The following is a 13112-nucleotide window of genomic DNA, read 5'->3' as shown; positions in this document are numbered from 1 at the left end:
ACCGCGCCGTGTTTCCATCACAACAAAAAAGGGCAGCGTTTCCGCTGCCCTTTCGATGTGTCCGGTTCCGATGCTTATTCGCGGTTGCCCATGAATTGCAGCAGGAACATGAACATGTTGATGAAGTCGAGATACAGTCGCAGCGCGCCCATGACGGTCTTGCGGCCAGCTGTATCGGATGCATCGCCTTCGTAGTACATCTCCTTGATCTGCTGCGTATCGAACGCCGTCAGTCCGGCGAAGATCAGCACGCCGATGACCGAGATGGCGAACTGCAGCGCAGTCGAGCCAAGGAAGATGTTGACGACCGAGGCGATGATCAGGCCGAACAGGCCCATGATCAGGAACGAGCCCATCGCGGACAGGTCGCGTTTGGTCGTATAGCCGTAGAGCGACAGCGCGCCGAACGAGGCGGCGGTCACGAAGAACGTGCGTACGATGCTCTGGCCGGTGAAGACCAGGAAGATCGACGACAGCGACAGACCGACGAGCGCCGCGTAGCCCCAGAAGACTGCCCGCGCCGTGCCGACGCTCAAGTTTTGTATGCGGAAGCTCAGGAAGAACACGGCAGCGAGCGGAGCCAGCATGATCACCCAGCGAAGCGGGCTGGTGTAAAGAAGCTGGGCGAATGCCGGGTTCGACTGGGCGAGAACCGATGTGCCAAGAGCCGAGACGCCGGTGACGGCGAGACCGATGGCCATCATGTTGTAGACGCCCAGCATATAGCTGCGAAGGCCCTGGTCGACGCCTGTGTCTACGCGGACGCCAGCCGGGCTTCGGGCTTGCATGTTTCGATAGTCAACCATGTGTTTCCTCTTGCGTTGTCCCGTCCGGTGTCGGGGGCGCTCCCCAGGCGCCGCTGGCGGGACCCCAGCATGCCTACGCAGATTATGGGGATTCATCGGGCTCTACACAAGTACCAATAGCGAAAAAGCGCACTGGCGCCAGCCTGGAATATCCCGGCTTTTTCTTTTCTGTCCAAGGGGTTAACCGTTCATGGACCGGATTATTACATCTTTGTCATAGATTGCGCAGGACGGGCGCTGCCTTATGGCCGAGCACGCGCCATGTTCCGGCCAGGCCGAAGCCGACCGTCAGCGCCAGGGCAATGGCCACGGTCGAGAGCGCGACATCGGGCAAAAACTGCGCCTGCAGCCGCATGACGCGCGCCACGACATACCAGCCGGCGATGCCGCCGGCCAGAAGCGCAAAGACCGCCGTGGCAAGCCCGAGCATCATATATTCCAGTGAAAATGCCTTGATCAGGGTCCGCCGTGTCGCCCCCAGCGTCTTCAGCACCACCGCATCGTGGATACGCGCCCGGTTGCCCGCCGCCAGCGCCCCGCCGAGCACCAGAACCGAAGCGGCGAGCGCCACGGCGGCCGCAGCGCGAATGGCCGTGGCAAGCTGGCTCACCAGATTATTGGCGACATCGATGGCGTCCTTGACGCGCACCGAGGTGACGGCCGGAAAGGCCTGCGTCACCGCTCGAAGCACGTCAGCCTCCCGCTGCGGCGTCGCATCGGGTTCGGTCAGCGTCGCGAGCCATGCATGCGGTGCCCCGGCGAAGGTGTTGGGCGAAAACACCATGACGAAATTGATGGCAAGCGATTCCCACTGGACCTGCCGGAAATTGGCGATCTTCGCTGTGACATTGCGGCCCAGCACATTGACCGTCACGGTGTCGCCGAGCTTGAGGCCGAGTTCCTGCGCCTCTTGCGCGGAGAAGGAGACGAGCGGCTCGCCGGTGTAATCCCGCGGCCACCATTGTCCCTCGGTCAGCGTCGAATTCTCAGGCAGGTTTTGGGCATAGGTGATGCCCCGGTCGCCACGCAGCACCCATGCGCCCTGCGGCGGAATGGTGAGCTTGGAGATATCGGTTCCGTTGAACTGCACGATACGCCCGCGCAGCATCGGCGCGCTGACGATCTTGCCGCCGGGTGCCGCTTCCTGGAGCAGTTTCTTGAAACTGTCGACTTCGGTGCTCTGGATATCGACGAAGAAGAAATTCGGCGCGCGCTCGGGTATGCTTTGCGCGATCTGGCGGCGCAGATTGCCGTCGATCAGGGCGAGCGCCACCAGAAGCGTCAGCCCAAGGCCGAGCGACAGGATGACGGAGGGTGTCAGCGCGCCGGGGCGATGGATATTGCCGATGGCGAGCCGCAGCGCCGTCGAGCGCACGCGCGGCGACCGCCGCGCCAACCATTGCACGCCCGTGGCGACCACCTGCAGGATCAGGAAGGCGAAAACCGTCGATACGATGAAGATCGTGGCGATCATCCGGTCATAGGCGAAATAGATGGCAAGAACGGCAAGCAGCAGGATCAGGCCCGCGGCCACGGCTGAATAGATGGCGCGCGGCCAGCCGCGCTGGTCGAAGCCCTGCTCGCGGAAAAGCGCTGTGGCGGGAATGTCGCGGGCGCGGCCGAGCGGCAGGATGGCGAAGGCGAGCGTCGTCACCACGCCGAAGATGGCGGCCATCGCCAGCGCGCCGGGGAAGATGCCGCCAGCACGCGCGATCGGCAGGACGGTGGCAAGCGCGGCGGCAGCCGCATAAGGTGCCGCGATGGCCAGGATCAGGCCGATGGCGATGCCGAGCAATGCGATGATGAGGATCTGCGCGAGATAGACCACGAGCACGAAATTGGCGGGCGCGCCCAGCGATTTGAACGTGGCGATGACGCCTCGCTTGCCGTCGAGATAGGCGCGCACCGCATTCGCGACGCCGACCCCGCCGACGATCAGCGCCGTCAGCCCCACAAGCGTCAGGAATTGCGAAAAGCGCTCGATATTGGCGGAAAGGGCAGGTGCGGCATTGCTGCGGGTCCGGATGCTCCATCCGGCTTGCGGAAATTTCTGCTCCGCTTCCGTCTGGACGGCCCTGATGTCTGCATCAGTTGTCCCGGCGGGCAGGGCGAGTTTGTAGACATGCTCCACCAGGCTTCCCGGCTGGACCAGCCCCGATGCCCTGAGCCCTTCGAGCGAAACCATGAAACGCGGCGCAAAGCCGAAGCCGCCGGACAGCATGTCGGGTTCGCTGACAATGATGCTGCGCAGTTCGAACGTCGTCTGTCCGAGCGCCACCCGGTCGCCGAGCTTGAGGTTGAGCCGGTCGAGGAAGAGTTGAGGCACGGCTGCGCCATAGGCGCCGTCCTTTTCGTCGAACAGGGCGTCATGCGGCATCGCCGGTTCGACTTCGAGCTGGCCGAAGAGCGGATAGGCGCCGTCAACGGCCTTGACCTCGACCAGCGCCTGATCAGAACCATCGGTAAGTCGCGCCATCGAGCGCATGGACGCGCTTGTTCCCAGCTTTCCTTGCGCAGCCAGGAAAGCATATTCCTCAGGAGATGCCTCGCGCTGGTTCAACTCGAACCGCATGTCGCCGCCGAGGATCGACTGGCCTTGTGTGGCGATACCCCCGCCGATCGACTGCGCCACGGAATTGACGCCGCCGATGGCCGCGACGCCGAGGGCGATGCAGGCGAGGAAGATGTAGAAACCGGAGAGCCCGCCGCGCATTTCGCGCAAGGCGAAGCGGAGGGCAAGAGCAAGTCCAGGAAAAGTGTGAAGCGGTTTTCCGTCCGGACTTGCGCGAAAAGAAGGACGTAACGAAGCCTCGCCGTTCATGGGTTCACCGCGACGATGCGTGCGGCGGCGGGCGCGTCTGTGCCGTCCGTTTCGATACCTGTTTCTATCCGGCCGGATCGCACGCGGATTTCACGGTCGCAACGCGCGGAAAGCGCGGAATCATGGGTGACGAGCACCAGCGTCAGCCCGTGTTCGCGCTGCGTCTGGAACAGGAGATCGGTGATCTGCTTGCCCGTGGCGGTGTCGAGATTGCCGGTCGGCTCGTCGGCTATGAGGATTTTCGGCGATGGCGCCAGCGCGCGGGCGATCGCCACGCGCTGCTGTTCGCCGCCCGAAAGTTCGCCTGGATAATGCGTCATGCGATGCTCGAGTCCGACCGCCTTCAATTCCCGCGCCGCGATCTCGAAAGCATCCGGATTGCCCGCGAGTTCGAGCGGAACGGCGGCGTTTTCAAGCGCGGTCATGTTCGGAATGAGGTGGAAGGACTGGAAGACGATGCCGATATTGCGGCCGCGGAAGGCCGCGGCCTGGTCTTCGCTCATCGTGTTGAGCGCTGCGCCTGCGACCGAAACCGTGCCGCTGTCGATGCGCTCCAGCCCGGCCAGCACCATCAGCAGCGTCGATTTGCCCGAACCGGACGGACCGACGATGCCGACCGATTGTCCCGGTTCGATTTCAAGCGACATGCCCTTGAGGACGTGAACCGTCGAAGCGCCGCTCCCGAGGGTCAGATGGACGTTATCGAGAGCGATCACGGGTTCTGTCACGGGCAGAGCTTCCTATATGTATGGGATCATGCGGGTGTCGCACGGATTTCCGAGTACTTTCCGAGCACAGGGATTTTCTGATATGGGTTGCCGACTATGAGATTCAAACTGATAGCATCATTTGTTTTCATCCTGGGTCTTATTGTCGCGCCGATGGCGCAGGCCGACCAGATTAGCGGAAACATGGGCGAGGCGGGTCAGCCGGTTCGCATCGTCGGCTTCGGCGATAGCCTCATGGCCGGATATCAGCTCTCGCCTGGAGATGCCTTTCCCGTTCGCCTCGAGCAGGCGTTGAAGAAGGCTGGTTACGACGTGGTGATCGAGAATGCCGGTGTTTCCGGCGATACGACGGCCGGCGGGCTGGCACGGCTCGACTGGTCGGTTCCCGATGGCACGCGGATCGTCATTCTGGAGTTGGGCGCAAATGATGCGCTGCGCGGCGTTTCGCCCGAAATCACCGAGAAGAATCTGGATGCCATGCTGGCGCGGCTGAAGCAGCGCGGCATCGCCGTCATCCTGGCCGGAATGATCGCTCCCCCGAATATGGGAAAGGATTACGGCGACAGGTTCAACGCCATCTATCCTCGCCTCGCGCAGAAATATGACGTGCCGCTTTATTCGTTCTTTCTCGATGGCGTCGCCGCACAGAAGAATCTGCTTCTGGAAGACGGCATGCATCCTAATCCCAACGGTGTCGCGCGTATGGTCGAAGGCTTTTTACCGACCGTCGAGGCGGCTTTGCGAGAGCTTGGAAAGGAGAGGACATAGGCGCCTGTAATTAAGGGACCTGGAATAAACAGCTTGCTCTTGGTCCCGTTCGATGATTCGCTAGAGATGTTGAACGATTCGAGGAGGATGTGCTCATGCCGCGTCTTTTCACTGCCCTCGAAATTCCGCGCGACGCCGCGCTTTCGCTCTCGCTTTTACGGGGCGGTCTCATCGGCGCACGCTGGATCGATGTCGAGAACTACCACATCACGCTGCGCTTTTTCGGTGACATTGAAGGCCATGTGGCCGACGAGATCGCCAACGCGCTCGACCGCATCCACCGTCCGGAATTCATGCTGAACCTTTCCGGTGTCGGCGCTTTCGGCTCGAAAAAGCCGCACAGCATCTTTGCCGGCGTTTCGCCCTCGCCCAACCTCTTCGCGCTTCAGGCGGAGATCGAGCGCATCTGCCAGCGGTTGGGATTGCCCGCCGACCCCAGGAAATTCACCCCGCATGTGACGCTCGCCCGGCTGAAGAATGTCCGCGCCGAGGATGTGGCCCACTATCTTTCCTCACGCGGCAATTTCGCCACGGTACCGTTCCGTGTCGGACGTTTCGTCCTGATGTCGTCCAGGGATTCGGTCGGCGGTGGCCCCTATATCGTCGAGGAAGCTTGGCCGCTCCAGTCACGCCAGAGCAGTCAGAACGTTTCGGAAACCGCCTGGGAAGCCGCCAGGACCATCCGGTAGACCTCCTCGAAATCCGCCGGCCCGCCATGGTAAGGGGCGGGGATTTCGTTCTCCCGCCGCGCGCCTCAGAGAGGGGAGCGGCAGCGTCGCGTTTTGCGGTTCCTCTTGCGTGCCGGGCTTTGCCATCCCATGTTTCCATTCGGAGATGACTATGATGGACGATGTGAAGATAGGCGAAATTCTCGAACCCGGCAGCGAAGAACAGCAGCAACGGCGGGCCGAGCGGGTGCGTGCCGGCTTCTGGAAGACCGTGCGAAAAGCCGGTCGTTCCATACCCTTCATGGACGAGGTGGTCGCGGCCTATTACTGTGCGCTTGATCCCCATACGCCGATGCGGGTGCGCGGCACGCTTCTGGCGGCGCTCGCCTATTTCGTGCTGCCTTTCGATTTTATTCCCGATTTTCTTCTGGGGATTGGGTTCACGGACGACGTGGCGGTTTTGATGGCTGCGTTGGCTGCGATCCGCTCGCATATCACGCCGGCTCATCGCGAAGCCGCCCGCAAGGCGCTTGAAAACCGCGATTGATCATACCTCGAGTGCTGACATAACTGGTAACATATGCGAGTGACGGCTGGGGCGATCACATTCTCGCCGCTTTCTTTTGGATGAAGTCGCTTGCAAGGGTAACGCTTCAAGGCTTGGGTTTTTCATCGAGAAAAGCATAGCGTTTACGCAAAACTTCACCGTTTGGTAACCCAGATTAAGTCAAATTAAGGGGAACTGAGCGGGGGCGGCGCGCATAGCGACGACTATTCCCGGGTTAAGGCACGGGTTTGGAGCCCGGGTTTTGGATTTGAAGCAAACGAAAGAGAACCGGTAGAAAACATGCTTGGAAAATCGATCGTCGCGGCTTCTGTGTTCATGATGGGGACGGCGAGTGCTGCACTCGCGCAGACCCCGAGCCAGATCAGCCAGTTCAACGCGTGGGGCGCGTATAGCTACCAGTCGGGCAACGGCAAGGTCTGCTACGTCCTGTCTGTGCCGACCAAGAAGACACCCGCCAACGTCGATCATGGGGACAATTTCTTCCTGGTGAGCCAGAAGCCCGGCCAGAATGTCAGTTTCGAGCCGCAATTCATGGCCGGATACGAGCTGCGGGCCAATTCCAAGGTAACCGTCACGATCGGCAATCGCAGTTTCACGATGTTCACCAACGGCAAGTCGGGCTGGATGGAGAATGCCGCCGAGGAGCCGCAGCTCGTCGCGGCCATGCGCGCCGGCGCCGACATGACCGTCAAGGCGGTTTCCAAGCGCGGCACCAACACCAGCTATAGCTATTCCCTCAAGGGCGTTTCGGCAGCGCTCGCCGCTATCCAGAAATGTAAGTGAAATTCTGCATGGTTTTGGCATGAAAGGGCTGGAGGAGACTCCGGCCTTTTTGTTTTGGATGTCATGGAATGCCCCTCATCCGCCTACCGGCACCTTCTCCCCGTAAAGAACGGGGAATCGGGCGAAGCGGCAACGCTGACGCCTCCCTCTCCCCGTTCTTTACGGGGAGAGGGTAAGGGTGAGGGGCAATTGCGCCATATGCGGGTGACGCAAAGCCCGTTCCATGCTATGAGCCCGCGCAAGATGCCGCCTTGTGACTGGTGCGGCGACGGGCGAAGACCCATATATTCCGAAATTCCTTAAACGTGAAAAACCAATGTCCATTTCGTTTGACCTGACCACGCATGCAGCCCGTGACGCGCTTGGCGCAACGGCCCGCGCCAGTCTCGCGCCGAAGCCCTCGCTGATCGGCCTGACGCGCGCCGGGATGGGCGAAGCCCTGGCCGGTATCGGCGTGCCGCAGCGGCAGATCAAGATGCGCGTCGCGCAGCTATGGCATTGGCTCTATGTGCGCGGCGTGGCCGATTTCGCCGATATGCTCAATATCTCCAAGGATATGCGGGCGCTATTGGAGCGGCATTTTTCCATCGGGCGTCCGGAAATCGTCGATGAACAGATTTCCAATGACGGCACCCGCAAATGGCTGTTCCGGTTTCCCGCGCGAGGAGCAGGGCGACCCGTTGAAATTGAAACCGTCTATATCCCCGAGGAGGGGCGCGGCACGCTGTGCGTCTCCAGCCAGGTCGGCTGCACGCTGACCTGCTCGTTTTGCCATACTGGCACACAGAAGCTGGTGCGCAATCTGACGGCGGAGGAAATCCTTGCCCAGCTGATGGCCGCGCGCGACCGTCTGGGCGATTTCCCCGACAAGAACACGCCGGATGGCGCGATCGTGCCTGCCGAAGGCCGCAAGGTGACGAATGTCGTCATGATGGGCATGGGCGAGCCGCTCTATAATTTCGAGGAAGTGAAAAAGGCGCTGCTCATCGCGTCGGATGGCGACGGGCTCTCGCTCTCCAAACGCCGCATCACGCTGTCGACCTCGGGCGTCGTGCCGGAGATTTATCGCACCGGCGAGGAGATCGGCGTCATGCTGGCGATTTCGCTTCATGCCGTGCGCGACGACCTGCGCGACATGCTGGTGCCGATCAACAAGAAATATCCGCTTGCCGAGCTGATCAAGGCCTGCCGCGCCTATCCCGGCCTCTCCAACGCCAGGCGTATCACCTTCGAATATGTGATGCTCAAGGACGTCAACGACAGCCTCGACGATGCCAAGGAACTGGTGCGCCTGCTCAGGGGCATTCCGGCCAAGATCAACCTGATCCCATTCAATCCATGGCCCGGCACCAACTATCAGTGCTCCGACTGGGAGCAGATCGAGCGCTTCGCCGATTACGTCAACAATGCCGGCTATGCCTCGCCGATCCGCACCCCGCGCGGCCGCGACATCCTCGCCGCCTGCGGCCAGCTAAAATCGGAGTCCGAGCGTATGCGCAAGACGGATCGCCTGGCGCTGGAGGCCATGATGATCGCAGGGCACGGCGAGGAGTGAGCAAGTTCAGGAAAAGTGGGAACCGGTTTTCCCGGGAAAAGCAAGAGCTTTTCCATCGGGCTTGCGTGGAAAAATGAGCGACTTTTTCTATTATCTCTGGCGCTTCATCCTGGCGTCGATGGCCTGGCTGGCGGCGGTGATCATTGCTGCCTTTGTCCTGACCGCGCTGCTCTTTGCCGCGGGTAACCATGGCCCCGCCGATCAGGCCACCGTGGAAAGCATTCTACAGGTCAGCCTCGCGACCACGCCGTTTACCGTTTTTTACGTGGCGACCGGAACTTTCATTCCGTCCCTTTTCATCCTGGTGTGGGCTGAGTTCACCGCTCGCCGGGACTGGTTGTTCTACAGCCTTGCCGGACTGCTGATGGGCATGGGCATCGTCGGTTACCAGCTTTTTTACAATGCGCAGGCCGGGTCTTCGGATTACGCTCTTTTTTCCACCACCGCAGCCGCCGCGGGCATTGTCGCCGGCTCGGTCTATTGGCTGATCGCCGGGCGCTCCGCCGGGGCGCGGCGGTAGATCCCTTCATCCTCGTGGTTCGAGGCTCATTTCGCTTCGCTCCAATCGCACCTCACCATGAGGATGAAGGGAGCGCCGCACCCTTTTGCCCTCATCCTGAGGTGCGAGCGTAGCGAGCCTCGAAGGGCGAGGGCAAAAGGTTCACTTCGCCTGCGTCATCAAAATCTTGCATGCGAATGCCGAAAAGACTCCCGCAAACAGCCAGTCGGTGACCCGTGTCACCGTCGGGTTCTTCTTCAAAAGCCCGGCAAACCTGTCAGCCGCCAGAATCATCGGCACGACGAAGGGCAGCGATAGCGGGATGAACGACAGCCCGAGGAAGAACAGCTTGCCCGGCGCGTGAGGATCGCTCACCGAGACGAACTGCGGCAGGAAGGTCATGAAGAACAGGATGATCTTCGGATTGAGCAGATTGATGCCGAGCCCCGTCGCCCAGTTCCTGAACAAGCTCTGCTGCCCGCTGCTTTTGTTTTCCGGCGAGAAGGCCGAGCCTTTGCGGATCGCCTGAATGGCTAGCCAGATGAGATAGCCGGCGCCAACGATCTTGAGCGCGAAGAACGCTTCCGGTGATGCGACGATCAAGGCAGACAGACCCAGCGCCACCATCGAAGTATGGATGGCAATGCCGGTGCAGGCGCCTGCAAGGCAGGCCAGCCCCGCCGCCCGTCCTTGCGCCAGCGCCCGCCCGACGAACAGCGTCATGTCCGGCCCCGGCGTGATCGTCAGAATGAAGGTCGCGACGGCGAACTGGACGAGAACAGGCCAATCGGGGATAAAAGACATATTTGTCAGGAACGACATGGGGGGCGTGCTCCGCAAGAGTAACGCACGCTAACATATTTAACGGCTAAAGGAACAGGACCAAAATGCTGCTCATCACCGGAACCGTCCGCCTGCCGCCGGAAAACCTCGCCGACGCCCGCGAGGCCATGCAAAACATGATTCTGGCAAGCCGGGCGGAAGACGGCTGCGTCGACTATCGCTATGCGGAAGATATCCTGCAGCCCGGTCTCATCCATGTGAAGGAGATGTGGCGCGACCGCGTGTCGCTGGATCGGCATTTCACCTCTGCTCACATCGCTGAATGGCGCGCCGCGTGGCCTGGGCTCGGCATCAGCGATCGCAATCTCAAGCTTTATGAAGTCGGCGAACCGCAAGCTATATGACCTTCAGCTTGCGTGGCTGTGCTCAACTGATAAAAGACCCCACAACCCTCTATAGCCTCCATTTTACCGGACAAGAACATGAACAAGTGGAAAGACGTCAAAAAGGTCGTGCTCGCCTATTCGGGCGGCCTGGACACCTCGATCATCCTGAAATGGCTTCAGACCGAACTGGGCGCGGAGGTCGTCACCTTCACCGCCGATCTGGGCCAGGGCGAGGAACTGGAGCCGGCGCGCAAGAAGGCCGAGATGCTGGGCATCAAGGAAATCTTCGTCGAAGACGTGCGCGAGGAATTCGTGCGCGATTTCGTCTTCCCGATGTTCCGCGCCAATGCCGTCTATGAGGGCGTCTATCTGCTGGGCACCTCGATTGCCCGCCCGCTGATCTCCAAGCATCTGATCGAGATCGCGAAGAAGACCGGCGCGGATGCCATCGCCCATGGCGCGACCGGCAAGGGCAACGACCAGGTGCGTTTCGAGCTTTCCGCCTATGCGCTGAATCCGGATATCAAGATCATCGCGCCGTGGCGCGACTGGTCGTTCAAGAGCCGCACCGATCTGTTGGAATTCGCCGAAAAACATCAGATCCCGGTCGCCAAGGACAAAAAGGGCGAGGCGCCATTCTCCGTCGATGCCAACCTGCTGCACTCCTCTTCCGAGGGCAAGGTGCTGGAAGACCCGGCAATGGAAGCGCCGGAATATGTGCATATGCGCACGATTTCACCTGAGGCCGCGCCCGACAAGGCGACGATCATCAAGGTCGGTTTCGAAAAGGGCGACGCCGTTTCCATCAATGGCGAGCGGCTTTCCCCCGCGACCCTTCTGGCCAGGCTCAACGATTACGGTCGTGACAACGGCATTGGCCGTCTCGATCTGGTCGAGAACCGCTTCGTCGGCATGAAGTCGCGCGGCGTCTACGAGACGCCCGGCGGCACCATCCTGCTCGCCGCCCACCGCGCCATCGAATCGATCACGCTCGACCGCGGCGCGGCGCATCTGAAGGACGAGCTGATGCCGCGCTATGCGGAGCTCATCTATTATGGCTTCTGGTTCTCGCCGGAGCGCGAGATGCTTCAGGCGGCCATCGACAGGAGCCAGGCAAATGTCGAGGGCGAAGTGACGCTGAAGCTCTACAAGGGCAACGTCATGGTGATCGGTCGCGAGAGCGACAAGTCGCTCTATTCCGACAAACTGGTCACCTTCGAGGACGACCAGGGCGCCTACGACCAGAAGGACGCCGCCGGCTTCATCAAGTTGAACGCCTTGCGCCTGAGGACGTTGGCGGCGCGTGACCGCAAGGGCTGATTGCCCCCTTCACCCTCGTCCTTCGAGGCTTGGCTCACGCTCGCACCTCAGGATGAGGGTGAAGGGACGCCGCGCTTCAGTAGCCCTCATCCTGAGGTGCGTAGTGAAGCGAAGCGGAACGCAGCCTCGAAGGGCGAGGGCGCTTGGCAGTGGTTCCGTTTAGAGCGGTTCATGTTTTGATGGAATCGTTTGCGCCATGCCCCTCACCCTTACCCTCTCCCCGTAAAGAACGGGGAGAGGGAGGCATCAACGTTGCCGCTTCTTCCTTCTCCCCGCGTGCGGGGAGAAGGTGCCGGCAGGCGGATGAGGGGCATTCCAGTTACACCGACGTCTCCATCTAAAAATGAAATGCCCTAAGCCGCCCGCTTGAGACCCGCCAGCATCTTCTCCTCGCCGGGACGCAGGGTCAACACCCGAACGCCATCGGATGTCACCGCCATCGTATGCTCGAACTGCGCGGAGAGTTTCCCGTCGCGGGTCACGACCGTCCAGCCGTCTTCTTCGGTCTTCACCTTGGCGGCCCCCTGATTGAGCATCGGCTCTATGGTGAAAACCATGCCTTCGCGCAGGCGAACGCCCGTGCCCGGCTTGCCGAAATGCATGACTTTCGGCTCCTCATGCATTTTCCTGCCGATGCCATGGCCGCAATATTCGCGGACCACGCTGTAGTCATGCCGTTTTGCGTGGCGTTCGATGGCATGGCCGATATCACCGAGAAAGGCGCCCGGCCGCACGGCGGCGATCCCCTTCCACAGGGCCTCATAGGTCACACGCACCAGACGCGAGGCGAAGGGCGCGACATTGCCGATCATATAGGTCTTGCTGGAATCGGCGATGAAACCGTCCTTCTCCAGCGTGATGTCGAAATTGATGATGTCGCCTTGCGCAATGATGTCTGCATCGGAAGGCATGCCATGGCAGACGGTTCTGTTCTTCGAGCAGTTCAGCACATAGGGATAATCATATTGCCCCTTACTGGCGGGCCGCGCCTGCAGCGCGCGCGTGATATGATCCTCCACCAGGTCATTGACCTGCATCGTCGTCATGCCGGCGAGATCGGTCCGGTCCAGAAGCGTGAAGACGGAAGCCAGCAGCGAGCCGGCCACCGCCATCTTCTCGATATCCGCGGCCGACTTGATCATGACGGTCGTATCGGCATGGATGGGAAATCGAGATCGACATTGGCGGTGCGCAATTGCAGCTGGACGATCTCGTTGAAAGACATGTCCGGATTGGCCTGTGCCAGCATGCCGATCTTCATCCAATATTCGGCTTGCGCGTTGATCGACCGGCACATGACATCGCTGGCCTTGCGCAGTTCCTCATGCAGTTCGTCGCTGATCTTCACGATACCCATGGTGCCCACCTGGTTAAGTAAACAATATATGGAATATATATGATTCGTATATTTCTTCAAGGTATCGCGC

Annotated in this window: 14 protein-coding genes; 8 read left to right on the top strand and 6 right to left on the bottom strand. The window is 60.8% G+C overall.

All coding sequences use genetic code 11. The features are described from left to right. Positions 1 to 74 precede the first annotated feature (74 nt). The 3 genes from C5748_RS12175 to C5748_RS12165 all read right to left on the bottom strand — a co-directional run bounded on the left by C5748_RS12175 (position 75) and on the right by C5748_RS12165 (position 4355). Positions 75 to 806 carry a Bax inhibitor-1/YccA family protein gene (locus C5748_RS12175; RefSeq protein WP_105742184.1) on the bottom strand — a complete coding sequence of 244 codons (732 nt, stop codon included), beginning with the start codon at positions 804 to 806 and terminating at the stop codon, positions 75 to 77. A gap of 214 nt (positions 807 to 1020) precedes the next feature. Then, positions 1021 to 3519: an ABC transporter permease gene (locus tag C5748_RS12170; RefSeq protein ID WP_245429047.1), complete on the bottom strand. Its 2499-nt coding sequence runs from the start codon at positions 3517 to 3519 to the stop codon at positions 1021 to 1023. A gap of 104 nt (positions 3520 to 3623) precedes the next feature. Beyond that, on the bottom strand, positions 3624 to 4355 hold the full coding sequence (locus tag C5748_RS12165; RefSeq protein WP_105742182.1) for an ABC transporter ATP-binding protein: 732 nt from the start codon (positions 4353 to 4355) through the stop codon (positions 3624 to 3626). A gap of 96 nt (positions 4356 to 4451) precedes the next feature. Between C5748_RS12165 and C5748_RS12160 the strand changes: the two genes are divergently transcribed. The 6 genes from C5748_RS12160 to C5748_RS12130 all read left to right on the top strand — a co-directional run bounded on the left by C5748_RS12160 (position 4452) and on the right by C5748_RS12130 (position 9217). Then, positions 4452 to 5123, top strand: coding sequence for an arylesterase (locus tag C5748_RS12160; RefSeq protein ID WP_105742181.1), 672 nt, complete (start codon positions 4452 to 4454; stop codon positions 5121 to 5123). A 95-nt stretch (positions 5124 to 5218) separates the two neighbouring features. Continuing rightward, positions 5219 to 5812 carry an RNA 2',3'-cyclic phosphodiesterase gene (gene thpR, locus C5748_RS12155; protein ID WP_105742180.1) on the top strand — a complete coding sequence of 198 codons (594 nt, stop codon included), beginning with the start codon at positions 5219 to 5221 and terminating at the stop codon, positions 5810 to 5812. A gap of 154 nt (positions 5813 to 5966) precedes the next feature. Beyond that, a complete protein-coding gene (locus C5748_RS12150; protein ID WP_105742232.1) occupies positions 5967 to 6338 on the top strand; it encodes a YkvA family protein in 372 nt (123 codons plus the stop codon). Positions 6339 to 6638: 300 nt separating this feature from the next. Beyond that, positions 6639 to 7142 carry an invasion associated locus B family protein gene (locus C5748_RS12145; RefSeq protein WP_105742179.1) on the top strand — a complete coding sequence of 168 codons (504 nt, stop codon included), beginning with the start codon at positions 6639 to 6641 and terminating at the stop codon, positions 7140 to 7142. A gap of 316 nt (positions 7143 to 7458) precedes the next feature. Beyond that, the gene (gene rlmN / locus C5748_RS12135) at positions 7459 to 8697 is read left to right on the top strand and encodes a dual-specificity RNA methyltransferase RlmN (protein ID WP_105742178.1); all 1239 of its coding nucleotides are present in this window, start codon (positions 7459 to 7461) and stop codon (positions 8695 to 8697) included. Positions 8698 to 8770: 73 nt separating this feature from the next. Then, positions 8771 to 9217 (top strand): hypothetical protein, encoded by a 447-nt coding sequence (locus tag C5748_RS12130; RefSeq protein WP_105742177.1) that lies wholly within the window; start codon positions 8771 to 8773, stop codon positions 9215 to 9217. Positions 9218 to 9358: 141 nt separating this feature from the next. Here the strand turns inward: C5748_RS12130 and C5748_RS12125 are convergent, their stop codons facing one another. Next, positions 9359 to 10018, bottom strand: a complete 660-nt coding sequence (locus tag C5748_RS12125) for a LysE family translocator (RefSeq protein ID WP_105742176.1) — start codon at positions 10016 to 10018, stop codon at positions 9359 to 9361. A 65-nt stretch (positions 10019 to 10083) separates the two neighbouring features. On the opposite strand from C5748_RS12125, the gene C5748_RS12120 reads away from it, so the two are divergent. Together C5748_RS12120 and C5748_RS12115 are read left to right on the top strand one after the other, a co-directional pair. After that, positions 10084 to 10383, top strand: coding sequence for a putative quinol monooxygenase (locus C5748_RS12120; RefSeq protein ID WP_105742175.1), 300 nt, complete (start codon positions 10084 to 10086; stop codon positions 10381 to 10383). 78 nt (positions 10384 to 10461) lie between these two features. Then, positions 10462 to 11685 (top strand): argininosuccinate synthase, encoded by a 1224-nt coding sequence (locus tag C5748_RS12115; protein ID WP_105742174.1) that lies wholly within the window; start codon positions 10462 to 10464, stop codon positions 11683 to 11685. 353 nt (positions 11686 to 12038) lie between these two features. Here C5748_RS12115 and map read toward each other — a convergent pair whose 3' ends face one another. Both map and C5748_RS12105 read right to left on the bottom strand, forming a co-directional pair. Continuing rightward, the gene (gene map / locus C5748_RS12110) at positions 12039 to 12827 is read right to left on the bottom strand and encodes a type I methionyl aminopeptidase (RefSeq protein ID WP_105742173.1); all 789 of its coding nucleotides are present in this window, start codon (positions 12825 to 12827) and stop codon (positions 12039 to 12041) included. After that, entirely contained in the window at positions 12824 to 13042 is a 219-nt protein-coding gene (locus tag C5748_RS12105) for a ParD-like family protein (protein WP_105742231.1), read from the bottom strand. Before C5748_RS12105 ends, map begins: the two co-directional genes overlap by 4 nt. Positions 13043 to 13112: the final 70 nt, after the last annotated feature.

Source organism: Phyllobacterium phragmitis (genome assembly GCF_002980495.1).
In the GTDB taxonomy this organism is placed as follows: Bacteria; Pseudomonadota; Alphaproteobacteria; order Rhizobiales; family Rhizobiaceae; genus Paramesorhizobium; species Paramesorhizobium phragmitis.
Note: the sequence above shows the minus strand (reverse complement) of the source record. Positions and strands in the feature narration are given on the sequence as shown.